The sequence below is a fragment of the Pedobacter sp. AC402 genome, assembly GCF_979252805.1.
This window is the reverse complement of record NZ_CEEDAI010000010.1, coordinates 99,623-125,726: the sequence shown is the minus strand read 5'-3', so window position 1 is coordinate 125,726 and position 26,104 is coordinate 99,623. Positions and strand designations below refer to the sequence as shown.

Below are 26,104 nucleotides of genomic sequence, written 5' to 3'. Positions count from 1 at the left end.
CAAATATGCATGTCTAAATATCTACATTAATATAAGATTTTGGCCACATATTATATAATCTTATCTTATTGAACATCCAATGCATCAACCGCTAATCCTTTAGCATCGATGGCAATCAATTTTAGTTTATATGTTCCGGCATTTATCATGCTCCCAGTATTGGTGCTCAAATAATTCCATTTACCAGTTTTGGTTGGCGCAAATTCAACATTTTCCATCTTCATCAAGGTTCCATCTGCTAAAGAGAAAATTAATTTTCCTGTTAAAGGCTTTTCGGATGGATTATGGTATTTAATCGTTAATGAATAGGTGTCGGCAACGCCAACTGAAATCTGCCAGGTTAAATTTCCCTGATCAGCAGCATTAAAAACAACACGTTCCTTATCCATAAGCATCGATTTAATAACACCCTTACCTGCTAAAATACCCTCGGTAGCTTTATAAGTGGTAGTGGTTTTTAAATCGTAAGCGGGTTGTAAGTGGGTAATGGGCAATGCGAAAACAGTTACAGTTCTATTATCGAAAATAATTCTTTCATTGGGAATAAGCCGTTTGCGATAAAGATGGAATATTTCATCCTTACTATTTTTTAGGGAAGTTTTAGTGTCTTCGAATCCCTGTGGTATGCTGCTATTTATGTTTAAAGCAATAAAAGCATCCAAACTATCTGTAGCGGTAAATTCGATACTTTCTTGCCCGCGGGTGGCTTTTAACCATTCGGCACCGAATAAGTTGGATGGAAGTTCCGAAAATGTTAAATTTTCACCTTTAAACTGTTCATCACCAATATCCAGCCAACTGTAAAGTTCAGCATTTTTAATTTTTGCTAAGAGTGATTTACTTGGTTCAGCAGGTTTAATAGCCGGATTTAAACTGGCAATTGCAATAGCTGAGATAACTGCCTGACCAACTTTTACCTGCGGGAAATTAATATCCAAAAAGCCACCTTTAACAGTTATTTTAACCGTTTTTTTCAATAAAGTGTTGCTTCCGGATGCCTTCCAGATGTCTAAATCTTTTATAACCGTTTTACCATTAAAAGCGACATCAAATAAACGCATGGCTTTGGCATCAAAACATCCACCAATCCCCATCCAGGGTTCAATAAAATAAAGTTCGACCAGGTATTCCCCATCAGGAAGCGGAAAATGGTATTTCAACTGATCCCTGCCATACCTGAAAGTTTGAAAAAGCTTCCAATCTTTAGTACCATCAATGGGTTGGAATGTGCGCCGCTGACTGGCAAAAAAATTAGGGATACCCGTGAAATCTTTTGTCCAGGAGGTTGAGCCAAAGTTGTTAGATGAGCTTAAATTTCTATCAGCATACCATTTGCTTCCATTGGTATCTGTATAGTCGCCACCGCCACAGTTTACGCGATATATATAATTATATCCCTGAGCAGGAACGGTTAATTTTTTATCATTAATTAAAGTATTAAAATTTGGACTTTGAGGCAGGTTTTGCAATACAATTTGATCTTTAGCAACTGCTTTTCCGTTTACATAACCTACTGCATATAATACGTTATATTTTATATCTGGCTTATTCCATTGGAAGTGCGTGCCTATTGCGCCACGTTTTCTTCTGCCTAAAGATTGGCCTTTTATATCATTAAACAGTTCTACCTCATCACAGTTAGCATACACCACAATACTATCTTTAATTCCAGGTTTGTTCCAGCGGTTTGGCCATGTATGTGAAACAATGTACACCATTGGCTCAGTTTGTTTTGGTGCATAATTTGCCCTGAACATGTAAAATACATCTGTAGGCTCCTCCCAGGGGGTAAACATGCCCTTGTAATTTACAGGCCCTACCCGATCAAGATCTCTCAAACCTTCACCGCCCTGTACCCTGCCAGGGTTATCATGCGAACTGTATAACCAAAAGAAATGACCGGCTGTTTTATCTTTTACCGATTCGGCCAGGCGCACTTTGGTTTCCATTAAATCGGTCATTTTGTTTTCGGTATAACCTTTTCCATTGGCATCGGTTGTATGAAGATCAATTGTTCTCCATGCACCGTATTCACCAACCAAAACCTGCCTTTTTAAATCTTCGCCATAAGCGAGCGGATTGCCGCCATAAGTGCCTGTCCAGTTTTGAGGCACATCCCAATCTGTACCTTTACCACCATTGCATGTAGTTACTTTTCTTTGTGATGAGGCGGTAGGATCTAATTTTCTAATCAGCTCGGTACATTCTTTAGCAAAATCTTCTGGTAGTGTACTTTCATTTTCCAAACCCCACAACACTACAGCCGGACTGTTTCTGCGTTCTTTTACCCAATCGGTTAAAAGTGCTTTAAAGTTCTTTCGAAATTCAGGTGTATCATACCAGATATGTGCGGCCATTTGTGTCCAGCATAAAACCCCTTCCTGATCCCAATAATCTGAATACAATAAATTATGCGGTTGGTGTGCATCGCGAAATGCATTAAAACCTGCAGCCTTAATTTGCCTAACTCTCGAACTAATCTGCTCATTGCTAAAAGCATGGCTCTGACCAATTAGATGCTCATATTCTGCAATTCCATTGATAAAAACAGGCTTTCCATTTAATAAAAACTGTTTTTGGTTTGCCTGGTCATCAATCCGATACCTATCAGATGGCCAACTGATCCAGCGGATACCGTAAGGAGTTTTCAGCTCATCTACAATTTTCCCGTTTTCGATTATGATAGTTTGAACCGTGTACAAATATGGATTTTCTAAAGACCAAAGTTTAGGATTGATTATTTTGTCGGTTTGCTGATCAATTTGAATTTCTTTGCCACTAAGGATAGTTATTACTTTCCTTAATTCTTTAACCTGTTTTCCGGTTTTATCTAGTAACCTGTTGATTATGGTTATATTTTTAGGCTTCGGACTGTAATTTTTAATTGTGGTACTCAGATTTAAAATAGCTGCCTTTTCTGAAACTTTATTATCATTCCAAATGTGTACGCCAAAAGGTTCAACCCGAATATCATTGGTTACAATTAAATGAACAGGGCGAAAAATCCCCATTGGTTGCGAACCCTCTGAAAAACCGCGTTCGGTAGAGCATCCCCCATCAACCCAAGGTAAATCCTGAATATTTGCAGGATGATCGGCACGGATAGCCAAAATATTTTCCTGGTTATTTAGTTTAATCGTGGTGGTAACATCTAATGTAAAAGTTGTTCTGCCGCCAGCATGATAGCCTACTTTTTTACCGTTTAACCAAACAGTAGCATAAGAACCTACCCCTTCAAAATACAGAAAAAAGCGTTTTCCCTGTTTAATTTCAATCGTTTTAAAGGTTCTTCGGTACCAGGCATAACCATGCTTATTGCCGTGAAGTTTCCGTTGATAGCCCTCATATTGATCCCAGTTGTGCGGAACATTTACTGTTTTCCAGTCTGTTGTTTTATAATTGGCCTGCTGAAAACCTTCATAAGTATTGTTGTTTTTTTCGTCGGCAATGGTTTGCCAATTGGAGTTTAATAAAATGTCTTTTCTGCTATGATTTTGCGCATAAAGGGAATTAGACCCATATAATGTGAGGAAACAGAATACATATAAAAATAAATGCTTTAAATTAATCCATTTTGTTTCGTGAAGACATGATCCGAGGCTACTGGGTAAGGTACGTGTCTCCACAGATCGCTTTGCGAAATTTCGCAAAGAGGGCTCAAACCAGCCTGACACTGGCAAAATATCCCTCCACTCCCTTTTAGCTTTCATAAGTGAATTCATCGTGCTATCAAATCTCCATCCAATTGGTAACTTTCACCTGCTTTTGTCTCAATATTGGCGTTTTTGTTTTTGTAACGGATTTTACAATTTCCGCCTGTTCTAGATTTTATCGTTAATGAAGTTAATTGTCCCCTATCCCAGGTTAAATTCAGCTCAAAACCACCTCTGGCACGTAGTCCTTTAATTTCCCCTTGTGGAATGGCACTTGGTAATGCGGGTAAAATATCCAGATAGCCTTGGTGACTTTGCACTATCATTTCGGCTATTCCGGCTGCACCTCCAAAATTTCCATCGATCTGAAAAGGTGGGTGTGCATCAAAAAGATTTACATAAGAACCTGCACCGTTATTGGCTGGTTTCATCAGCATTTTTACCAATTTCATGGCATGGTCGCCGTCTTTAAATCTTGCCCAAAAATTGATCTTCCAAGCCAAACTCCAACCTGTAGCATCATCTCCACGATACAAAAGCGATTGTTTTGCTGCCTGCATCATTTTTTCATTGCCATCCCATGTAATGTCGTTTCCGGGATAAACACCCCACAAATGAGAAACATGACGGTGTTTGTTAGTGGTATCGTCTTTATCTTCAAGCCACTCTTGCAATTGACCGTATTTACCGATCTGATTCGGGGCAATCTGTTTCACTTTCTCAATTAATGTTTTTCTAAAATCTGCATCTGTGTTAAGTGCTTCTGATGCTTTAATACAATTATTAAACAGCGATCTGATGATTTGATGATCCATTGTTGGCCCTGCAACTAAACCACCATTTTCTGGCGAATTAGAAGGTGTACTGATTAACCAACCCGTTTTAGAATCTTTAACCAAAAAATCTTCATAAAATAAGGCAGCTTGTTTCATTAGTGGATAGGCCTCAGTTTCTAAAAACTTGCGATCTTTACTAAATTGGTAATGCTCCCACAAATGCTGACTTAACCAGCCACCACCACTCACCCAAATGCCATGATTTGAAGCGTTAATAGGTGCAGTTCCGTTCCATAAATCGGTATTGTGGTGTAAAACCCAGCCACGGGCATTGTAATATTGTTTAGCCGTTTCAGCACCAGTTTTTGCCAATCCTTTAATTTTACTAAAAAGAGGTTCGTTAAGGGCTGATAAATTGAGAATTTCTGTTGGCCAATAATTCATTTCCAGATTTATATTGGTGGTATATTTACTTCCCCATGGTGGTGTTAACAGATCATTCCAGATTCCTTGCAGGTTTGCAGCTTGTGTACCGGGCCTTGAGCTCGATATTAGCAAATACCGCCCATATTGCATGTATAAAGCAGCAAAAGCAGCATCGCTAGTTGTTCCAAACTTGGCTAATCTTTCGTCAGTTGGTAAACTTTCATTCTCCGAACGACCAAAATTAACGCTAAAGGTGTTGTAGTAGCTTTGGTATTCTTTAATATGGTTTTGCTTAATCAAGGAATAAGGTTTACCTTTTAAGCTGTTTAACGCTTTAGTATTCGCAGTTGCAGGATTTCCAGAAACATTTTGAGCATTGATAAAGTTAGTTCCAGCAGTTAAATAAAGTGTTACTTCATCTGCCTGATTGATGCTTATTTTTCCATTTAAGACTTTAACCGAGCCGTTTTTAATCACCGCAGTCAATCTGCTTTCTCCCATTAAAGCACCATCTTTTACCTGAACCGATAGCGCAATTACATTATTCCCGAAGGTTTTAACCGACGATTTTCGATGAACGCTGAATAATTCTGCATCAAAACTGATGGCCGATTTTTTATCAGCAGTCATGTGAATAACAATAGCTTGATTTGGCTGACTCGCGAAATACTCCCGTTGGTAGTTTACACCATTTAAAGTATAAGTAGTTTTAGCCACAGCTGTACTGATATCCAAAGACCGTTTGTAATTCGTAACAATCGATTTTGTTTGTTTGAAGTATAAGTTTAAATCGCCAAAAGGCTGATAACTTCCCTGATATTGCGGTACAGCAGGTGGATTTTCATCCTGAATTAAATATTTCCATTCCTTTACGAGCGAAATACCCTGATCTATATCAGTTCCTACAGGGTAAATCCCTATTTTTTTTGATGTGTCTTTATAACCGACCAAACCACCTTTATCGAAATAATTTAAAACCTGGATAGCAATTGTATTTTTGCCTTTTTTAATCAGTTTTGCAGGAATGGTATATTTTCTTGGCTCTGTATTGTCTGTATTACCCACCAGTTCCCCATTAATGTAAGTAAAATCCTGATCGCGAATGCGGTTAAGGTCGAGTATGAGGTCTTTTCCAAGCAAAGTTTCAGGTACATCAAAAGTTGTTCTGAACCAAACTGCGCCATCTAAATTGGCTAAACCTACAGTTTCCCAACCTTCATAAGCTGGTACTTTAATGTTTTTCCAAAGTTTGTCGTCGAAGTTTGCAAGTGAAGGATTTCCTTTGATACCTTTCTTTGCTTTCATATCGTTTACCCAAACTTTTCGATCTCCTGAACTACTTTGCAAGCCCATAAAATGTTCCTGAGCTAAAGCTTCAGCGGCAGCCTGTTTTCCTTCAGCTAGTAGTTTTCTAATTTCCGGCAGGTATTGATAGGCACCTTTTCGATTATAATCTCTTGGCGCACCTGTCCATAAAGTTTCTTCATTAAATTGGATGTGATCAACAGCAGTTCCGGCAAAAATCATTGCCCCTAGTCTTCCATTGCCTATGGGTAAGGCATCCGTCCACTTTTCGGCAGCTCTATTGTACCATAGAGTGTGGTTATTTTCTTGCCCATAACTGCCAAAGTGAGCTGTTAATATTAAAAATAATGTACTTAATAAAAGTTTAAACCTCATATTATTGTCCTTTATCGCCTGAAATGATTTCGATGCTACCGTTTACTTCCTTTTCCTTTATAACGGCCTCTTTCATTCGCCTAAAATTATTGTTTCCTAAGAAAATGTTTTTTGTCTCAGCGCCGCTTAATTTCAAATAAGTAACCGTTTCTTTCGTCGGGAAAGCATTGTACAGGAACAGATCAGACACGTTTGTGAGATCAATTACAGCAGCATTGGCATGCGGCTTATTACTTTTTAAACCGTCTACAATTAAATTATTCGTTTTTATTACTTTTAAGGATGCACCCAACTCCGTATTTACAGTTACATTATGAAACTCAATATTACTTGAATTTTGGATAGAAAAGCCAGTTTTGGCATCCATATTAATGTCGTTAAAAGTAATATTATTGATAGGCATTTCTTCTAAACCATTTAAATAAGCGGCTTGGTTCACCTCACCAGTAATGTTGCTAAAATGAATGTTCCTGAAAACCGGTGTACGCTCAGAAACAGCTTCAACATTTGTTTTGGCGTATTGCATATCGAGTACAATTGCCTGATCTTTAATGTTTTTCATAATAATATTACTCACACGAATTTCTTCTACCACACCACCTCTTCCGCGAGCAGTTTTAATGCGGATACCACGATCAGTTCCATCGAAAATGCAGTTGGAAATCGCTATTTTGCGTACATCACCAGACATTTCGCTGCCGATAACCACACCGCCATGACCAGACAGCATAGTACAATTGGTAATTACATAATTTTCTGCCGGAACTGCCATTTTTCTTCCAGGTGCATCTTTGCCCGATTTAATGGTAATGCAGTCATCGCCAACACTGATGTGGCAATCTGAAATGTGTACATTTTTGCAAGATTCAGGGTTAATTCCATCTGTATTGGGCGAATGTGGGTTATTAATGGTAACTGCATGGACCTTAACATTTTCGCAAAACTCTGGATTTATAGTCCAGAAAGGCGAGTTGCGGATCGTAATGCCATCGATCAACACATTTTTGCAGAACATAGGTTGTATAAACGGCGGTCGAAGAAAACCACGTTTCATCTGCTTAGGATCATCTGGCAAAATAATATCTTTATTCAAACCGTCAAAAGTAGTTTGCCATTTAGAACGTGCTTGTCCTTCTTTATAACCTTCTACAAAATCCCACCATTTTTTGCCATGCCCGTCAATAATTCCACGCCCGATAATGGAGATGTTTTCTACTTTATAGGCATAAAACAAAGGCGAAAAACTGGTAACATCTACGCCTTCATAACGGCTTTTTACCATAGGCAAATAATCGTTGAAATTATCGCTAAAATGCAATTCAGCACCGGCATCAATCAATATAGTTATGTTACTTTTTAAATGGATAGCGCCGGTCAGGTATTTTCCAGCAGGAAAATAAACTGTTCCACCACCAGCTTTTGATGCCGCTTCTATCGCATTTTTAATTGCAGTTGTGGCCAGTTTGCTACTGTCGTTTTTTGCACCGTATTTAATTACATTATAATAAGATTGGCCGCTGGCAGTTAAGCAAGTGCTCATTGCAATTAAAAAAAATGAGGTTTTGATTATATGGATGTAATGTTTCATTTGGTTATATTTTATCGCTTTTTCGTCATGTCCACCGTAGTGGAGAAATCTTTGAACGTTACTAAAAAAAGTTTAAAGATTTCTCCGTTTCGCTTCGCTCCAGTCGAAATGACGACCGATTTAATTCATTTTCACCATTCATCGTCCCCGTTTGTAACGAGGATGTTCGAAAACAGCGATTTTATCGCTTTTTACTCAATGGATATCCGGTATGTGAGGACACAGACCAAGGACTTTCCTTTTAATTCATCTGCACTTTTAAAGGCTTCAAATCTTTGCCTTTATAAATTTCTTTACCATCAATAAACACCAATAAGCCCTTACCCTTATTATATTTTTTTCCGGTTTTATCCCACAAAATAGTCAGGGTTTTATGGTGATACGAAACTTGATCTAACATAAACCAATCCCACTGGTTCTTAGGAATTAATGGTGAAATTTCAAGTACATTATCCTCACGTGGTTTTATGCCAATCAGGTCATTGATCATTAAATCATTAAAGGTGGAGTGATTGTAAAAACTGCTCCGCGGGTTATCGCCTTTTAACCATTCCCCGGTTTTTTCATCCTGGTACTCACCAATGTAAGGTTTACCATTTTTTACATGAGATGCAGCATACTGATGTAGTTCTTTATAAAAAACTTCGGCAGTCATTTTACCATGTTTTTTATAGTTGGTGAGCAGATTTGCCAAACCTTTTAGCGTTTGAGTGCTTGCAAAAGGCCAAAGTGCACCATCCCATTCGCAGCTATGCCCTGTACCTCTTGTTCTAAAAGTTGGGTTTCTTCTTTCAGCGGTGGTTAATCCCCATGGTGCTTTAAATCCAGCAGTATCAAGCAACTGATCCCAGGCTTTTGCATATTTAGACTGGTCATCAGGCAGGTTAAAGTCCCAAGGGGTAAAACCGATGGCTTCTCGCACCTCTGATGAGCCACCTTTGGCTTTTCTGGTTTCAAAAAATGAGGCAGAAACATTCCACAAACTGTCCTGAACCAACTTTTTGAGCACCATTGCTTTATTTCTATATTTATTAGCCAAGGTTTCATCACCTAAAAGTTTGGCAATTTTAGCTAAAGCCATGGCATTACCGTACATGTAACTGTTTATAGTTGGGCGCTGGTTTTGATCTTTCCTTGATCCGCTGATTGATTCTTCCATGCCATCTTTAACATCATGCTGCCAGAATAAACCATTTTTAAGTTGCCTTTCGGCTTCCCATTTGCCGTAATCTTTATCCAATGCGGGCAAAATTTCCTTTAAAAAGCCTTGATCAGGTTGTACAAGGAAATTCTGAAAAACAGCATCATCCACCCAACTGCTAAATTGATGGAAACGCTGTTTGGTTTGACCAACATCGGCATGGTAGAGCCAGAATTTGATATAATCTTTTAAATAACTGTTGTCTTTTAACCACCTGCCCTCATAAATATGATGGCCTAATGCACAACTAATGGAATTGTATTTGCCGGCATGTTTAACCGGTTCGATAAACTCCGTAAAAATAAAACCCTCAGGCGTTTTAACAAGATGCTTGCGGTATGTCCACCAGCGGTAGTAATAATTTTGCTCCAATACCGTATCAGGGCATTCAAATAAAGGTGCCTGTTCAGCAATCCATGTAAAAGCTTCGGCATTGGGAATATAATTTTTTACAGCTTCTGTATCGATAGAATTGAAATAGGTAATATATTTCTTTAATTTATCAGTTCCCAGGATTGATTTCTGCTGTGCAAATCCCGCTATAGTCAATACCGACAATGAAGCTGTTGCAATAAAATTTCTTGTATTCATCATTATTCAAATAACCAGTCTATATCTTTTCCTCTACCATCCAAACCTGCATTAAAAATCCGCAATTCTTGTTTATCATCAATAAAACCCAAAACCAGACAAGTGCCTTTACCCAAATTTAAAGTATGTGTTCCTGGCGCGAAAGAATAAGCATGAACATTTACCGGCGGAAAACCATTGGCTACCAGTGCATTCGATATCTTAATTTCAGACTGACCATAATTATTGGCACTTGCATCAGTTTCCAGTTGTGGTGGAGCAAGAAATTGAGGATCTTTCTGGTTAAAAAAGCCAACTAACAATTTTACAGGTGTTTTTGTCGTAAATTTGATTTCGGTACCAATTTTAATTTGCTTTTCTTTAGAAAGTTTAATTCCTTTTAAACCCAGCAATTGTGCGGCAACTTCTTTAATTTTAATGGCTGTATCGGCAAAAAGCTGTGCATCTTTTGCAATCACATAGCTTTCAGTTTCGTTTAAGATTTTAACATCAGCATTTTTATAAGGAACAATTGCTGTAACTGTGCCTTGTTTTATCGATTTAAGTGAATCGATGCTATGTTTAAAATGTTCGAGTTCTTTACTAAAAACAGGCAGCATTTCTTTCCAATGGATAAATGTTTTATCTACACCACGCATCGGGATTTTGCGTTGCTTGGTTTGCATACTGTTGGCATACAGGTAACTGTGTTCAGTTAATTTAACCAGTTTAGCATAGTGGTCTACACTTTTTTGTAAAAATGGTAATGCCTGTTCTAAATCGGCTACCTGATTGGAATTTTTATACCGCAGTATCCATAAAGCTGCCTTAACTTTTTCAGCATAAAAATTGGCCATTTCATCATAGCAATCAATATCGTTTTTAAGTCGCTTAAATTCCGCAGTATCTTTTGTTACAGTTGGTGCAGCTTCGTTAATAGATTCTATTGCTTTTTTGCCATGCGCTACCACTTCACGTGCTACCTGTACTGGTGTTTCGCCAATATGGCCTTGTTTCTTCCACTCCTTCTCAGCGTATTCAATAATCATTTCGCCTTCAGGCGCTTCCGATTCGTACATTAAAGTGAATAAACCATAACGGAAAGGGTTGATCAACTGAGTCATTAACATGCCAAGGGTTAACGTTTGGCGGTTTCCATCTGTAATGCCATATCTGCGCAAAAGCTTTGGCGATATTTCTCCAGATTCTTCGTAAGCATTCAGAATGGCTTTACCTGCGGTTAAATGAACACCATACTTATTGGCCAGTTCATTTCCCCAATAGTTAATTTCCTGACTACGGTCTCTTTGCGAATTCCACGAGTACCTTGCCCATTCCTTATACCAAATCCAATCGCGGTCTACCTCTAATAATCTTCCTTTTACATTATCTGCAGAATATGGCCAATCCCAATAACTCGCTTGCGGATACAAATGCAATCCTTTTGCCCCATAAATCTTATTCATTGCCTGAACTGATTTTTGGATAAAATCTGCAGAACCATAACGAAAAGGTTCCAAGTTTGCTAAAATATGCACGTTAGAAATGTTAACTGTACCAATAGCAGCTAATTTTCTATTTAAATCGGCCCAAGCTCCACGCGGTGTGTAAGTTGTTAAAGCTTCGCCGTTAAACTTATTTTCAGTGTACAGGTTTTTATATAAGGGAAGCGCGGCTTTCATTACACTTGGAGCATCGGTATCATGTGCGCGTAGTACAATCGGAGGCTCTTCCTTAATGCCTGCGGCTTTTAATCCATCTTTAACTCCTGGAATTATTGTTTTGGTAAACCAATCTATATCATCCTGGCCAACACCCTCCATTGCTTCGCCTAAGGCCACCATTAAACCCACATTCGGATATTTTTCTACAAAAGAAGCAATAGATTTTCGGGTATAATCGGCAATTAACGGTATAATCGGACGGTTTCGATCCTGCGTTTTTAAGCCATGTTTATCGGCAAATGGTTTTGGAATAATAATATTGTAAAACATCTGAATCACCCATATACCGCGTTTATCAGCTTCTGTGGTTAAGAAACTGAAAATTTCCTCATTCTTTTTTAAAGTGGCATCATCAACCTCCACTGCATATGGATAATCTTTTAACCTCAATAACGACGAAAAAGGATGTCCGTTCCACAAATAAAGCGAATTATACCGGTTTTCGACCATCATATCCAGGTACTTGATCCATAAAGCTTTATCATATAACCAGGGGAATGTTTCTGGCGTGTAAGGATATTCGTAAACATCATGGCCAGGTAGGTAATCGGGTTTTTGCAAGCCGATACATGTGCCTCTCAATACCATTTCAGGCTGGTCGGACAGGGATATCTGCGTTGGCAGTTTTCCAGTGCTGGCAATCTGGTCGGCCAATTCAATACAGCCATATAAAGCACCCGATGCATCGTTGCCAATTACATAAAGCACCCCATTTTTTCCATTATAAATATGAAATCCCTCTTTTTTAGTAACTGAGATTTTATTCTTAATCTCCAACGGAAGGTTACTGGCAAATAGTTTGTCGGAAAATACACCAACCGCAATAACGTTCTCCGTTTTGCCAAGCTTATCTCTTTGTTCAATTGTAAATGAATATTTTAATTTGGCTAATGCTTTTGATAGCTTTTCGGCACCAAAACGCACACGCACATGCTTTTCTGTAGAAATTACAATCGTTTTTTGTGTACGGCTTGAAGCATAAACAAATGATAGGGATAAAAAATAGCAGGAAATAAAAATTAGAAAATTTCTCATTCAATTGGCTCTGTAACAACACCTGTATCAGGCAAGTTGGTGCAATATCTGGTTAAATATTATCTTTAAATATAAAGACAATATTCAAATATAAGTAATTTTTGCGATTGCCTTTGTAAAATTTATGCAAGGTAAAGCGGTTTATATGTTCAAAACAGGTTATGACAATATCTGTTAATATTTAGGCAAGAAGATAAAATTTTTAATCAACATTATTTATTTTATTTGTATCCTATTCTAATCAATTATAATTTTATAAGCATATACATGTTTTCACTAAAAAACAAAAAAGCCGTTGTTACCGGTGGCGGCAGCGGCATTGGAAAAGCCATAGCAACCATTTTAGCCAAACAAGGTGCTGAGGTTCACATTATAGAGCTGGGTACTGAACATGCGCAGGCTACCATCGATGAAATTAAAACCAATGGTGGCGAAGCCTTTAGTTACGGTTGTGATGTTGCTGATCACAATGCTGTACATGAAGTTTTTAAACAAATTGGCCAGATTAATATCCTGATTAACAATGCAGGTATTGCACATATCGGCAAGGCAGATACTACTGATGAAGCTGATTTTGACCGGGTAATGCGTGTTAATGTAAAAGGCGTTTACAATTGCCTGCATGCAGCCATTCCGCAGATCCGTTTAGCTGGTGGAGGTGTAATTATCAATATGGCATCAATTGCTGCGTTAATTGGCTTGCCAGATCGTTTTGTTTATAGTGCTGCAAAAGGTGCGGTAAAAGCAATTACGATGAGTGTGGCTAAAGATTATATTGGCGAAAACATCAGGTGTAACTCCATTTCACCAGCACGGGTTCATACGCCTTTTGTGGATGGATTTTTACAGAAAAACTATCCGGATAATATCCCCGAAATGTTCGAAAAACTTTCTAAAACACAACCTATTGGCAGAATGGCAAAACCAGAAGAAGTTGGTGCCCTTGCTTTATACCTATGCAGCGATGAAGCCTCTTTTATTACAGGCTGCGATTACCCGATTGACGGTGGATTTACTACCTTAAACAATTAATAATATTTTCAAATACAATAAAGCATTTTACAATGAAATTAATACGATTTGGCGAAGCCGGAGCTGAAAAACCTGGAGTAATTATTAATGATAACTATTTTGATGTTTCTGCTTTGGTTAATGATTATAACGAAGAATTTTTTGGTGGTGATGGCTTGGAGAAATTAAAGACCGCTATCCAAACCGCTGATTTACCTCAGGTTGATAAAGGTGTGCGCCTTGGTCCGGCTTTGGCCCGTCCTTCAAAAATTATTTGTGTGGGCTTAAACTATAAAGATCACGCAGCAGAAACCAATGCCTCCTATCCCATCAGAACCAATTTTGTTCTTTAAAGCTACTTCAGCTATTGTTGGGCCAAATGATGACTTAATTATCCCAAAAAATAGTAAAAAAACCGACTGGGAAGTAGAATTGGCAATTGTGATTGGCAAAAAAGCGAGTTATGTTGCTGAAGAAAATGCATTAGATCATATTGCGGGTTATGTTTTGCATAATGATTATAGTGAGCGCGAGTTCCAGATTGAAAGGAACGGACAATGGGTTAAAGGAAAAAGCTGCGATACTTTTGCTCCTATCGGACCATTTATTGCTACCCAGGATGAAATTGCCGATGTACACAATCTTCGCCTTTGGTTAACTGTAAATGGCAAGACTTTGCAGGATGGCAATACCTCGAACCTGATTTTCAATGTGCCATTTATGATTTCTTACATCAGTCAGTTTATGACACTTTTACCTGGCGATGTAATTACCACAGGAACACCGGCTGGTGTAGGTTTAGGTCAGAAACCCGAGCCATGGTATTTAAAAGCTGGTGATGTGGTTGAATTGGGTATAGACGGTTTAGGCTCTAGTAAGCAAAACGTTAAAGCTTATAGTGAAAACTAAAATGGAAAGATACTGCTTAACACTCGATCTTGTAAATGATGAAAAGCTTATAGAAGAGTATAAGCAGTATCATAAAGCGGTTTGGCCTGAAATTAAAGAAAGCATCAGCTCATCGGGTATTGAAAACTTAGAAATATATCTGCTTGGCAATCGGCTGTTTATGATTATGGAGGTGAATGAAAGCTTTTCTTTTGAACAAAAATCGAAAGCAGACTTAGCTAACCCAAAAGTGCTGGAATGGGAAAATTTAATGTGGAAATACCAGCAGGCATTACCTGGTTCGAAGCCTGGAGAAAAATGGATTTTAATGGATCAGATATTTAAACTTTAACCTCTTTATATATGATTGATACACACGTACATTTCTGGAATTTTGATCCCGTTAGAGACAGCTGGATAAGCGAGGAAATGATGGCCATCCGCAAGGATTTTTCTCCAAAAAACCTATTGAGGACGTTTAACGAACTTCAAATTACAGGTTGTATTGCTGTGCAGGCCAATCAATCCGAAGAAGAAAATCAGTTTTTACTCCGACTGGCTGAGCAAAATGAAATTATAAAGGGCATTGTGGGCTGGATAGATCTGCTTAATCCTGATTTGGAAGAACGTTTAACTTATTGGGGTAATTTTAAAACCATTAAAGGCTGGCGACATGTTCTGCAAGCTGAAAACAGTGATTTTATCCTGAACAAAAAGTTCATTGCAGGCATTAATTTGCTGAAAAAATACAATTACACCTACGATTTATTGTGTTACCACGATCAATTGACAGATATTATTAAAATGGTTGATCAAATCCCTGATCAGCCATTTGTACTGGATCACTGCGGTAAACCTGATGTTAAAAATCAGGATTTACAAACCTGGTCGGCAAATATTAAAACCTTGGCTTCAAACCCAAATGTAAGCTGCAAAGTTTCTGGCTTACTAGCAGAAGCAGACTGGAAAAATTGGAAAGAAAAAGAACTTTTTAATTGTTTCGACTCAATTTTTGAGCATTTCGGTGTTGAAAGAGTAATGTATGGCAGCGATTGGCCGGTAATGTTAATCAGCCGCCCATATGAAGATTGGTTTAATTTAGTTACTAAATACGCAGCACAGTTTTCTGCAGTTGAAAGGAAATTAATTTTCACTGATAATGCTAAAGCTTTTTATCAGGTTTAATACGCTTGATTCTTATAATTGCCGTTATCCTGAACTTGTTTCAGGATCTGTTATTTTTAGTAAATAGGAATAGCATGAAAGATGTTAAAAAAAGTTCTGCATGACGAACCTCACCTGCTTGGACGCTTTAGAAAAAGCGTGTAAGCAATGAAATAAGTATGAGGAACGCAAGAAACTAATGCCCTGTGAGCCGTATGTAACCAGAATTAAACTGGAAATAACATCGTTAGCATATCGTATTTTACGATTTGTAAGCACAATTATTCCTAGCGAGGGTAAGAATGATTAATGATAGCCAACATAAAACGATAATTGCAAAATAGCAGATAGAGCAGGATGGAAAACATAATATAAAACATTAGTTTTCGCTTTTTAAAATAGAATCTGACCAATACAATATTTAAATATGAGTAAAAAGATTACATTCCCTTACAACCCTCAATTTCCTTCTGTAGCCGACTTAAGAAGCAAAGCAAAATCGAGAATTCCAAAATTTGCTTTTGATTACCTGGAGGGCGGTTGTAATGAGGGACTTAATTTATCGCGGAACGAGAGCGATTTCGATAATATTTACCTTAAACCGAATTACTTACGCGTTGGTGGAGATATTGATATGTCGGTCGAGTTGTTTGGCCGTCGTTACAGTGCTCCGTTTGGGATATCTCCTATCGGCTTGCAGGGTTTGATGTGGCCTAATGCACCCGAAATTTTAGCAAAAGCTGCCGCTAAAGCCGATGTTCCTTATACTTTAAGCACCGTATCTACCAGTAGTATCGAACGAATTGCCGAAGTATCCGAAGGGAAAGCATGGTTTCAATTGTACCATCCTACTGAAAATAGTTTGAGAGATGATATTTTAAATCGCTTAAAAGCTGTTGAATGCCCTGTATTGGTTGTTCTGGTAGATGTACCTGCATTTGGTTTGCGGTATAAAGAAATTAAGAGTGGTTTATCTATTCCACCAAAAATGTCAATCAACAATATTTTGCAGGCTTTTGCCCGCCCGCTGTGGGGCATTAAAACTCTGCAACACGGAATTCCATCATTTGCAACCTTAAAGCCTTATATGGAAAAAGGCCTTGACATGTCGCAACTTGGGCAGTTTATGAACAAAACATTTACCGGCAAGGTTGATATTGAGAAGGTTGCAGCCATTCGTGATCTCTGGAAAGGGCCACTAGTACTGAAAGGAATCACAACTGACGAAGATATGCAGGCTGCTATCCAGATCGGTGCGGATGGTGTAATTGTTTCCAATCATGGTGGCAGACAAATTGATGCAGGTGAATCTTCAATCAATTCACTGATTAAATTGGCAAACAATCCACTTTATAAATCAAAATTAAAGATCATGTTAGATGGTGGTATCCGTTCGGGTGTTGATTTAGCAAGAGCGCATGCCGTTGGATCTGAATTTAACTTTATGGGCCGGCCATTTATGTATGGAGTTGGTGCGCTGGGTAACGAGGGTGGCGAGCATACCATTAATATGTTTAAAACTCATCTATACCAGATTATGCAACAATTAACCATTGAGAAAATTACTCAGTTTCCTGATCGGTTGTTAAACCCTTAAAATTGAATTTTAAAACAGAATAAACAAAAAAGCAAGACCAAAAGTCTTGCTTTTTTTGTAGTAATACGGATATTCAACTTATTTAATTGATGCTTTAGAAAACTTATAAGTTGTACTTGTTTTATAAGTTTCGCCTGGTTTAAGCACAGTTGATGCAAAATTTGGATGATTTGGTGCATCAGGAAAATGCTGTGTTTCTAAACAGAAAGCTGAACGATGAGGATATGCTTTTTTACCTTTACCATCCTTATCTGCACCGGTTAAAAAGTTTCCGCTGTAAAACTGTAAACCCGGTTCTACCGTGTAAACCTCGAGGATAATACCCGTAACCGGGCTTTTTACGGTAGCTACAGGTGTTTTGCCATCGTGATGGGTTAATACAAAATTATGATCGTAGCCTTTGCCAAATTTTAACTGCTGATCATTTTCTCCGATGGATTTTCCGATGGTTTTAGCTTTGTTAAAATCAAATGCTGTTCCAGCTACAGGTGTTAATTTCCCGGTTGGGATTAAAGTAGAATCTACAGGTGTATAAGCATTGGCATCAATACTTAATTCATGATCAAGGATTGTGCTGTTTCCTTCTCCATTTAGGTTAAAATAAGCATGGTTGGTTAAATTTACAACGGTTGTTTTATCAGTTGTTGCTAAATAATCAATCTGCAAAGCATTATCATCGGTTAGGGTATAGGTTACCTTAACATCAAGTTTTCCAGGGTAACCCGCTTCGCCATCACTAGAAACGTAATTAAGCTCCAGTTTTTGACTATCCACCTGTTTGGCTTCCCAAACTTTCGAGAAAAAGCCATCCGTGCCACCATGTAAGGTATTTACGCCATCGTTAAGCTGCAAAGTATATTCTTTTCCTTCCAAAGTAAATTTGCCTTTGCCAATTCGGTTTCCATATCTCCCGATTAATGCACCAAAAAACGGCTCTCCTTTTTTGCGGTAAGCACCTATGCTATCGTATCCTAAAACAACATCAGTTAACTTATTATCTTTATCAGGCACTAAAAGTGATACTACCCTCCCACCATAATTAGTGATGGAAACGGAAGCCCCTTGTTTGTTTTTTAAGGTGTATAGCTTAACACTTTTTCCATCAAGGGTTGTGCTGTATTTAAACGTATCGGTTTGCGCAGTGGTTTGTGCTCCCTTATCAGATTTAGGATTACAGGAAGAAAAAGCAATGGCTAAACATAATGTAGCGAAAGGCAAGGCCTTAAAGAATATTTTTTTCATGGATTAAAATTTGAGGAAGCAAACCTGAACCTGCATTCATTTACAGGATACACGCGACTTCATATTGATTTATTTTTGGTTAAAGCTAAAGTAGCAAAAAATTATTAACGTCAAAGTAACGATTATAACTATTATTCTTATATTATTAGTGATGATTCTAAACAGTAAAAAAAATCACATATTTTAGCAGTAATATGCATCATTTTAATTTTAAGCCTAAAGCCTTTCTTTTTGATTTAAATGGCACCATGATTAATGATATGGAGTACCATACTATGGCCTGGTACGGTATTATGACGGAAGATTTGGGTGCCAAGCTCGATTACGAAAGTGTAAAAAAAGAAATGTATGGTAAAAACCATGAGGTTTTGGAACGCGTTTTTGGGAAAAATAAATTTACCGCCGAAGAGATAGTACGGCTTTCTACCGATAAGGAAAAACGTTATCAGCAAGGTTATATGCCCCACCTGGCACTTATTAATGGCTTAGACCTGTTTCTGGAGCGTTCGAAAAATGCCAATATTAAAATGGCAATCGGCTCTGCGGCCCCACCTTTTAACATCGATTTTGTAATAGATGGACTCAATATCCGCCACTATATGAATGCCATCGTAAGTGCGGATGATGTTGAAACCAGTAAACCAGACCCTGAAACATTTTTGAAGGCAGCGGCGGCTTTAAATATTGAACCCGCAGACTGTTTGGTGTTTGAAGATGCACCTAAAGGTGTAGAATCGGCCTTAAACGCAGGCATGCAATGCATTGTTTTAACAACTACGCACACCATCGAAGAATTTGATGGTTATCCAAATATCTTAGGTTACATTACAGATTATACTGACGCTAAATTAAATACGCTTTTTTAACATGGGAAAATATTTAAATCAAAAACCTGTTCTTGTTGCAGTAGACTGCATTATTTTTGGCTATGACGGAGAACAGCTAAAACTTTTGGTGATTAAAAGGGCCATTGAGCCAATTAAAGATCAATGGAGTTTAATGGGTGGTTTTATTGGCGAGCAGGAAGACCTCGACGGTGCTGCAAAAAGAATTTTATTGGAATTGACAGGTTTACATGATGTTTATCTGGAACAACTTCATGCCTATGGTCGCCCAGACCGTGACCCTATTGAACGTACGGTTTCAGTGGTTTATTTTGCCCTGATTGATATTAACAAATACAGCAAACAAATTAACGATCAATACCATGCGGAGTGGTTTAAGCTGAAAGAAGTTCCTGAATTGATTTTTGACCATAACATAATGGTGAAAGCGGCAATGGATAAAATCCGTTATCAGGCTGCCCTCCACCCTGTTTTATTCGAACTTTTGCCTAAACGCTTCACAATACCACAACTTCAGGCTTTATATGAGCAGGTTTACGACTCACCAATAGATAACCGGAATTTTATACGCAAGATTACCGCAAGTGGATTATTGATAAAACAGACTGAAAAAGATAAATCAAGTTCGAGAAGAGGAGCCTTTTATTTTAAACTTGATAAGAATAAACACAAAGCTCAGTTTCAATCTTTCCTTAATTTTATCCCTAAAGCAAGCAAATAGCGCTCATTTATATGAATTTTATAGGTTAAGAAAAAATATTTTAAAATTATTTAATGACCTATAAAATTTAAAATCAGCAAGTTATAAGTAAGTATTTTAACCACAGCAAAAAACAGCTCAAACATTTTAAAAAATTATTTGCAAGAAAAAGATAAATATCTATATTTGCACCTCCTTAAACAAAGGGAAACGATTCCGTAGCTCAGCTGGTAGAGCATTACACTTTTAATGTAGTGGTCCTGGGTTCGAATCCCAGCGGGATCACCAGAGTAAAATTAAAGCCTTGTAATTCAATAGATTACAGGGCTTTTTTTATTTTACTGTCATTATTACTGTCAATTTTGTTTTACTCTCTTAAATGTTATTTTTACAAAAAAAAATGTAATGAAGGATTGGAAACAAATTATTGAACAAAAACTACATAATCGAAAAAACATTGTTGCTAAAATCAACATTGATAAAGCAACCGTTCAATATTCCGAGAAGATAAAGAATAACAGAATTTTAAAATCCTTGACAGGCAACGAAGAAGTTGTAAGAGCATTTCTTGTTGATCGCCTAGTAAATGAGCTTGACTATAAACCTGAAAATATAGAAATTGAAAAAGAATATTCGGTAAAAGCTGGACATGGAAAATTATCTCCGCGTATCGACATTATCGTCAAAGACGATGAAGGTAATCCTTTCTTTTTCATAGAAGCGAAAGCCCCCGAAAAGTTTGAGAAAGGCAAAGAAGATATTGAAGGGCAACTTTTTTCTTTAGCACATGCAGAAGAAAAAGACTATAAAAACAAATTAAAATATCTGGTATACTATACAGCCGATCTACAAGATGAAGGTTTTTTAGATAAAGCGATTATCATTGATTTTGAAAAATATCGAAACTATGCCGATTGGGAAAATGACGGGTTTATTTCCATCGGAATTGAGCTAACGGCTGGTTATGGAGAGCCCAAGAAACAGCCGCTTGTTAAAGGGGATGAAAAACATGATTTAAGAACAAAAATCAATCGTGAAGAAATTGAAGGCTTAGGCAGAAACTTACATAATGTACTTTGGGGAGGAGGTGGAACAAACGATAGTGAAATTTTCTATTCACTTGTAAATATCATTCTTGCTAAAATTCAGGATGAATACGAAAAGGAGGACGGACAAGAATATGATTTTCAAATTTATCAATACGGCAGTCACGTTGAAGCATCTGAAAGAGTTTATGACCGAATAAACCAACTTTATAAAAGAGCTTTAAAAGAACAGCTTAATGTATCAGAACAACAAAAAATTGATGATGACAATGTAGTCAACAGAAACAAGTTTCCCTTAAACAAACTAATTTATACCGTTCAATCCTTAGAAAATTTTTCATTTTTGGAAGGACGTAGTTCATTAGACGGAAAAGATATATTAGGTGATTTCTTTGAAAGCATTACAAGAGATGGTTTCAAACAAAATAAAGGACAGTTTTTTACTCCTACCCCAATTGTTAACTTTTTACTTTATGCGTTGCAACTTGACAAATTAGCGATTGACCGACTGAACAGGGAAAGGGAATTACCGCTTATTATTGATCCTTCAGCAGGAAGTGGAACCTATTTAGTTGAAGCTATGAAGTTAATAACCAAAGAAGTTAAATACAAACAATTTAATAAAGTTAAAACTAGTAAAGATGTAAAATGGCGTTTTGAAGAATTGTTCAAGCCAGATTACCAAGAAAATAAATGGGCTAGAAACTATTTATATGGTTCTGAAATAAATTTTGATTTAGGTACAGCCTCAAAAGTAAATATGATTCTACATGGTGATGGTTCAACCAACATTTTTGTTAAAGATGGCTTATTACCTTTCCGCTTTTATGTGAAAGAAACATCCCCTAACTATTTAGAAACTGCAAATTCAGAAACACTTTACAACGGCAAGGATGTAAACGCAAAATTTGATGTTGCAATAAGTAACCCACCTTTTAGTGTTGATTTGGATACGCAAACACAAAGGGAGGTAAAAAACGCATTTGTATTTGGCGACAAAAAAAACTCTGAAAATTTATTTATTGAACGCTACTACCAACTTTTAAAAGAAGGGGGTCGTTTAGGTGTTGTGTTGCCAGAAAGCGTTTTTGACACGACTGAAAATAAATACATTCGATTATTCCTTTTTAAGTATTTTGTTATTAAGGCTATAGTGAGTTTACCGCAGGTAACGTTTGAACCTTACACCTCAACTAAAACAAGCTTACTTTTTGCCCAAAAGAAAACAAAAAACCAAGTAGAACAATGGAATGAGCTATGGGACAAGTATGGAAGTGAATGGGCAAAACTTAAAACTCGTGTGGTTCGCTATTACGACTATTTTGTGAATGAAGCCAAGCTCAGTAAAAAATTTGCTTGGGTAAGAGAACTCACAACCGACCTAAACAAACTTTTAGAGAAAGAAGATAATGATGCAGTTGAAGTCATTAACAAGGAAGATTTAAAGCATATAAAAGCTAACATCACACGTTTCTTGAAAGACTACATCACTTCTGAAGATGAAGTTCTCAATCCAAAAGAACTTTTAAACAAATACAGTGAAGAAATTGAAGTTCTTTCAAAATTTGAAAAGGAAACCTCTGTATTTGGCTTTTACAATGCTTGGTGGGTATTTGGTGAAGTAGCCAAAGAAATGGATTATGATATTTTTATGGCAGAAGCTGAAAATGTTGGCTACAAACGTACTAAAAGAGGCGAAAACCCAATGCCAAACGACCTTTACGATATTGAATATGCTCCCAACACAATTGATACAAAACAAACCTTGGAAGGCTACGAACTTGACACTAAAATTTTAAGAGAGCAGTTGAGTGAACTAAAAACGGAACTCGGAATAGTTAATGAAAAGATCGACGGCAAAGAAACCGATGTATTAAAAAAGAAAGCGGAAAAACTCAATGCCGACATTGAAGCACAAAACATAAAAATTAACCAGGCTGAAATCGAAAAAAATCAAGTATTTGATATTTTCAAAAAATACTACGAAGCGGACAAACTCCGACCAGAATATACAGAAAGAACAGATAGCGAACTTATTAGTCACTTTAAAAATGGTGTGCTCTCACGTTATAAAAGTGATGATGTTGTGCTTCGCACATCTGAATCATTAACCATATTAGATAACATTAGAAAAGATGTGTTATGGGATTAATATTCAGAACAAAATTATCATCGCTTAAACAAGATGATACAAACAAGAATTGACACTAAATTTCATTCTTTTATAAATGAAACAGGGTTTGATATTTTTAAAACTAAAAGTTCAAACTTAATTACACTTAAAAATATTCTCAAACCCTCTTATCAACTGTTTGAATTTGAAGAAGGTGAAAATTACCTAGGTGTTCCAACAGGGCGAGAATTCACAAACGAATTTGGAGATATCACTAGTACCCAAATTATTACAAAGGATGAACACCCTAATAGATTAAGATATAAGGCTGATGAAAGTTGCATTTTAATTTCGAGTCTTTAAAGGAGCAAGAACACCAGCTTTAAATTTTGATTTTGATTTATCAATGTATGTATTCTCTAACGGTTTTTATATCTTCCAAGTAAACGAAAAGTGGAACCGCAAATTTGTTCTGTATTTACTAAGATCAAATCGGCTTAAATCTGTTCTTGATAAGAATTTATATCGTGGCATTGGTATTTCTTCATATAAACAAGATGATTTTCTTAAAATTTTAATTCCAGACATTAGCAAATCCATTCAAGATAAAATAGTTAGTGAAATACAACCTCTTGAAAAAGAAATCAATGCCCTAAAAAAATCAAAACTTCAAACTGCAGAAATACTCAATAAAGCTTTTACTGACTATTTTAGAATTGAACTAAAGGCAGTAGATGAATTAGATAAAAATATATATATAAACAGTTCATTAGCTAATATTGGGTTATTAAATTCAGGATTAAGAAGCGGACTGAGATGGAGCAAAATGCAATATATCCAAACTCATCTTTACCAAGAAATTGATTGCATTCATACTCTTGGACGTTTTATTAAATCTATAAAGAATGGTTGGAGTCCGTTATCCGTGGATGGTGGAGAAGGAATTCCAATTTTAGGACAGGAGAATTTTAACTTTGATGGTATTCTTAAAATCGAACCTTCAAAAGCTACAGAAGAAACTAGAAATAATATTGAAGACTTTTTTGTAAAGAAAGGAGACTTTTTTGTTAGTAGAGGAAACACAGTTGATTTAGTTGCTCTTGCTTCAATTGTTAATATAGATGTTGAAGAAGATATTTTATTCCCAGACTTATACATCCGCTTAGAGTTAGATGTCGCCTCAATAAATAAAGAATATCTAAGTTATATTTTCAACTCGTTTATTGGTCGTTTGTATTTCAAGTATGTAGCGAAAGGCAAAAATCAAACAATGGTAAAAGTATCGTCGACTGAACTTTTGAACTTTAGACTACCTATTCCGCCTATAAAAGAACAAGAAAATTTGGTTATGTTAATAAAAACACAACTGGACGAACAACAATTAATTGATAAACAAGTTGAAGAAAAACAACATGAGCTTAATAAAATAATTGAAGAGGCTATAACGAGAAATGTAGTTTAAATATTTTCAGGTACTTAAATAGAAGTAATATCTCAGCATATTAGGTTAAAATAAAGTATACCAATTTTACACTAGTTTGTTAAATGTTTGATAGTTAGCATGTGGAAAACTTAATGGCAAATCCCTATTGTTTATTTTTTGTAATTTTTATATTTACATCTACATTGTTACATAAATAATCAAATTATTATTACTATGGGAGATTTACTAAAACAGATTAAGTTAGATAGATGGTATGGAGTTACTCTTTATCTAGGTATCTTAAGTTGTATTGCGCCTTTTTTTGAAGGTGGTGAATTTTTGAATTCAAAACATTTGTTCGGGTTGGGTATAGGTTTAATCCTTGTAAGTTTGTCAAATTTTATAGCTAATTGCCACATGCACCAATTTATGCACGGTGGTTTTATGCGTTGGGAAGAAATTGTTCATACTCCTTTGACAAAGATAATGTTAGCAGTAGGGTTTCTGATTTCTATGATATTTTTATTGCTTTTGATAAAAAGGGTTAATTTAATATATGAGTTGGGTTATTTTTAACCCACTAGCTTGTGGTAATAGGAGAATAATAAAGTTCTAAGAAGCCGAGGAACTCTAAAATCTCCCTATTATACACATATGAAAACTAAATATTTCGTTAGGAATGGAATGTATATCAATCATTGAGGACTTGATATATACACTTCATCACACTGTAGCTGGAGTATTAGATAATTTATCCATGGCTAATGATTATAGTGGATTGATAGTTGGAAACATTATAAATTGAACTTGAAACGCCAAAAATAGATTAACGAATTACATTATTAAAAAAAATAAATAATTAGAGAAAGTTAGGGTTAGTTCGTTGGAGTTCGCCTATAACATACTCCAACGTGTCCCAACTATGGGACTAACTTTACCAAATTCTATTTGCTTTGCTTTACTTCCTCTGTAAACTTCAATATGGCATTTATGTCAATGATATAAATTTGCACTTTCATTTTAAAGCGTTTTAAGCAATTTTACTAATTTAAACGTGTAATTAGCGTGAATATAGTAAATCGTTGCTCTAGTGAATTAATGAGCTTATTTAAAGAATATGATACCAAATCAATTATGCACTATCCTGTTCAGGCGCGCTTTACAACCAATAATATTGCAATTGCACCAAGCAACACCACAATTTCGCAAGGAGATATTAATTATGTGAAAACGTATTATCCTGGAAGAGGTTAAATATTGAAACAACACAATTTATTTAAGAGATGCTAAATTTTATTTAGCATCTCTTTGCGTATTGATCCAATAATAAATTGAGTAAAGAAATATGAAAAATGCTTCGTGCCTAACAATGTCGACCGCTCCAACATAGCCGAGAAATTAACGTAATAGATTTCCCCATTT

At 36.5% G+C, this 26,104-nt stretch carries 17 protein-coding genes, 1 tRNA gene and 1 pseudogene; 13 read left to right on the top strand and 6 right to left on the bottom strand.

Translation table 11 applies throughout. The annotated features are described in order from the left end of the window. Nucleotides 1-65: 65 nt before the first annotated feature. The 5 genes from AC0IWE_RS18160 to AC0IWE_RS18140 form a co-directional block, all read right to left on the bottom strand. The gene (locus AC0IWE_RS18160; RefSeq protein WP_471794164.1) at nt 66-3,626 is read right to left on the bottom strand and encodes a malectin domain-containing carbohydrate-binding protein; all 3,561 of its coding nucleotides are present in this window, start codon (nt 3,624-3,626) and stop codon (nt 66-68) included. A gap of 92 nt (nt 3,627-3,718) precedes the next feature. Then, a complete protein-coding gene (locus tag AC0IWE_RS18155; RefSeq protein WP_471794163.1) occupies nt 3,719-6,535 on the bottom strand; it encodes a glycoside hydrolase family 95 protein in 2,817 nt (938 codons plus the stop codon). 1 nt (nt 6,536) lies between these two features. Next, nucleotides 6,537-8,123, bottom strand: a complete 1,587-nt coding sequence (locus AC0IWE_RS18150) for a glycoside hydrolase family 28 protein (protein ID WP_471794162.1) — start codon at nt 8,121-8,123, stop codon at nt 6,537-6,539. 241 nt (nt 8,124-8,364) lie between these two features. Then, a complete protein-coding gene (locus AC0IWE_RS18145; RefSeq protein ID WP_471794161.1) occupies nt 8,365-9,918 on the bottom strand; it encodes an MGH1-like glycoside hydrolase domain-containing protein in 1,554 nt (517 codons plus the stop codon). After that, the gene (locus tag AC0IWE_RS18140) at nt 9,918-12,653 is read right to left on the bottom strand and encodes an alpha-d-galacturonidase (protein ID WP_471794160.1); all 2,736 of its coding nucleotides are present in this window, start codon (nt 12,651-12,653) and stop codon (nt 9,918-9,920) included. Before AC0IWE_RS18140 ends, AC0IWE_RS18145 begins: the two co-directional genes overlap by 1 nt. A 267-nt stretch (nt 12,654-12,920) precedes the next feature. Here AC0IWE_RS18140 and AC0IWE_RS18135 point away from each other — a divergent pair, with 267 nt between their 5' ends. The 5 genes and pseudogenes from AC0IWE_RS18135 to AC0IWE_RS18115 all read left to right on the top strand — a co-directional run bounded on the left by AC0IWE_RS18135 (nt 12,921) and on the right by AC0IWE_RS18115 (nt 17,313). Then, on the top strand, nt 12,921-13,685 hold the full coding sequence (locus AC0IWE_RS18135) for an SDR family NAD(P)-dependent oxidoreductase (RefSeq protein ID WP_055906864.1): 765 nt from the start codon (nt 12,921-12,923) through the stop codon (nt 13,683-13,685). A 32-nt stretch (nt 13,686-13,717) separates the two neighbouring features. Next, nucleotides 13,718-14,573 (top strand): annotated as a pseudogene (locus tag AC0IWE_RS18130) (fumarylacetoacetate hydrolase family protein). Nucleotide 14,574: 1 nt separating this feature from the next. Continuing rightward, nucleotides 14,575-14,904, top strand: coding sequence for an L-rhamnose mutarotase (locus AC0IWE_RS18125; RefSeq protein ID WP_471794159.1), 330 nt, complete (start codon nt 14,575-14,577; stop codon nt 14,902-14,904). An 11-nt stretch (nt 14,905-14,915) separates the two neighbouring features. Continuing rightward, the gene (locus AC0IWE_RS18120) at nt 14,916-15,737 is read left to right on the top strand and encodes an amidohydrolase family protein (RefSeq protein WP_471794158.1); all 822 of its coding nucleotides are present in this window, start codon (nt 14,916-14,918) and stop codon (nt 15,735-15,737) included. A gap of 406 nt (nt 15,738-16,143) precedes the next feature. Beyond that, nucleotides 16,144-17,313 (top strand): alpha-hydroxy acid oxidase, encoded by a 1,170-nt coding sequence (locus AC0IWE_RS18115; RefSeq protein ID WP_471794157.1) that lies wholly within the window; start codon nt 16,144-16,146, stop codon nt 17,311-17,313. A 78-nt stretch (nt 17,314-17,391) separates the two neighbouring features. Here AC0IWE_RS18115 and AC0IWE_RS18110 read toward each other — a convergent pair whose 3' ends face one another. Continuing rightward, the gene (locus tag AC0IWE_RS18110) at nt 17,392-18,555 is read right to left on the bottom strand and encodes an aldose epimerase family protein (RefSeq protein WP_471794156.1); all 1,164 of its coding nucleotides are present in this window, start codon (nt 18,553-18,555) and stop codon (nt 17,392-17,394) included. Nucleotides 18,556-18,749: 194 nt separating this feature from the next. Here AC0IWE_RS18110 and AC0IWE_RS18105 point away from each other — a divergent pair, with 194 nt between their 5' ends. From AC0IWE_RS18105 to AC0IWE_RS18070, 8 genes are all read left to right on the top strand, one after another. Continuing rightward, nucleotides 18,750-19,421, top strand: coding sequence for an HAD family hydrolase (locus AC0IWE_RS18105; protein WP_471794155.1), 672 nt, complete (start codon nt 18,750-18,752; stop codon nt 19,419-19,421). Between the two features lies 1 nt (nt 19,422). Beyond that, nucleotides 19,423-20,121 carry an NUDIX hydrolase gene (locus AC0IWE_RS18100; protein WP_055906887.1) on the top strand — a complete coding sequence of 233 codons (699 nt, stop codon included), beginning with the start codon at nt 19,423-19,425 and terminating at the stop codon, nt 20,119-20,121. A 191-nt stretch (nt 20,122-20,312) separates the two neighbouring features. Continuing rightward, a tRNA-Lys gene (locus AC0IWE_RS18095) sits at nt 20,313-20,388 on the top strand. Nucleotides 20,389-20,505: 117 nt separating this feature from the next. After that, the gene (locus AC0IWE_RS18090) at nt 20,506-23,298 is read left to right on the top strand and encodes an N-6 DNA methylase (RefSeq protein WP_471794154.1); all 2,793 of its coding nucleotides are present in this window, start codon (nt 20,506-20,508) and stop codon (nt 23,296-23,298) included. A gap of 33 nt (nt 23,299-23,331) precedes the next feature. Further along, nucleotides 23,332-23,622 (top strand): hypothetical protein, encoded by a 291-nt coding sequence (locus tag AC0IWE_RS18085; protein ID WP_471794153.1) that lies wholly within the window; start codon nt 23,332-23,334, stop codon nt 23,620-23,622. Nucleotides 23,623-23,665: 43 nt separating this feature from the next. Then, nucleotides 23,666-24,721, top strand: a complete 1,056-nt coding sequence (locus AC0IWE_RS18080; RefSeq protein WP_471794152.1) for a restriction endonuclease subunit S domain-containing protein — start codon at nt 23,666-23,668, stop codon at nt 24,719-24,721. A 195-nt stretch (nt 24,722-24,916) separates the two neighbouring features. Continuing rightward, on the top strand, nt 24,917-25,258 hold the full coding sequence (locus AC0IWE_RS18075) for a hypothetical protein (protein WP_471794151.1): 342 nt from the start codon (nt 24,917-24,919) through the stop codon (nt 25,256-25,258). A gap of 522 nt (nt 25,259-25,780) precedes the next feature. Further along, nucleotides 25,781-25,936, top strand: coding sequence for a hypothetical protein (locus tag AC0IWE_RS18070; RefSeq protein ID WP_471794150.1), 156 nt, complete (start codon nt 25,781-25,783; stop codon nt 25,934-25,936). Nucleotides 25,937-26,104 lie beyond the last annotated feature (168 nt).

Bases quoted from the DNA above. Each gene is read 5' to 3' on its own strand.
- AC0IWE_RS18155 (WP_471794163.1), bottom strand. From the start codon at position 6,535: ATGAGGTTTAAACTTTTATTAAGTACATTATTTTTAATATTAACAGCT.
- AC0IWE_RS18150 (WP_471794162.1), bottom strand. From the start codon at position 8,123: ATGAAACATTACATCCATATAATCAAAACCTCATTTTTTTTAATTGCA.
- AC0IWE_RS18145 (WP_471794161.1), bottom strand. From the start codon at position 9,918: ATGATGAATACAAGAAATTTTATTGCAACAGCTTCATTGTCGGTATTG.
- AC0IWE_RS18140 (WP_471794160.1), bottom strand. From the start codon at position 12,653: ATGAGAAATTTTCTAATTTTTATTTCCTGCTATTTTTTATCCCTATCA.
- AC0IWE_RS18135 (WP_055906864.1), top strand. From the start codon at position 12,921: ATGTTTTCACTAAAAAACAAAAAAGCCGTTGTTACCGGTGGCGGCAGC.
- AC0IWE_RS18125 (WP_471794159.1), top strand. From the start codon at position 14,575: ATGGAAAGATACTGCTTAACACTCGATCTTGTAAATGATGAAAAGCTT.
- AC0IWE_RS18120 (WP_471794158.1), top strand. From the start codon at position 14,916: ATGATTGATACACACGTACATTTCTGGAATTTTGATCCCGTTAGAGAC.
- AC0IWE_RS18115 (WP_471794157.1), top strand. From the start codon at position 16,144: ATGAGTAAAAAGATTACATTCCCTTACAACCCTCAATTTCCTTCTGTA.
- AC0IWE_RS18110 (WP_471794156.1), bottom strand. From the start codon at position 18,555: ATGAAAAAAATATTCTTTAAGGCCTTGCCTTTCGCTACATTATGTTTA.
- AC0IWE_RS18105 (WP_471794155.1), top strand. From the start codon at position 18,750: ATGCATCATTTTAATTTTAAGCCTAAAGCCTTTCTTTTTGATTTAAAT.
- AC0IWE_RS18100 (WP_055906887.1), top strand. From the start codon at position 19,423: ATGGGAAAATATTTAAATCAAAAACCTGTTCTTGTTGCAGTAGACTGC.
- AC0IWE_RS18090 (WP_471794154.1), top strand. From the start codon at position 20,506: ATGAAGGATTGGAAACAAATTATTGAACAAAAACTACATAATCGAAAA.
- AC0IWE_RS18085 (WP_471794153.1), top strand. From the start codon at position 23,332: ATGATACAAACAAGAATTGACACTAAATTTCATTCTTTTATAAATGAA.
- AC0IWE_RS18080 (WP_471794152.1), top strand. From the start codon at position 23,666: ATGTATGTATTCTCTAACGGTTTTTATATCTTCCAAGTAAACGAAAAG.
- AC0IWE_RS18075 (WP_471794151.1), top strand. From the start codon at position 24,917: ATGGGAGATTTACTAAAACAGATTAAGTTAGATAGATGGTATGGAGTT.
- AC0IWE_RS18070 (WP_471794150.1), top strand. From the start codon at position 25,781: ATGAGCTTATTTAAAGAATATGATACCAAATCAATTATGCACTATCCT.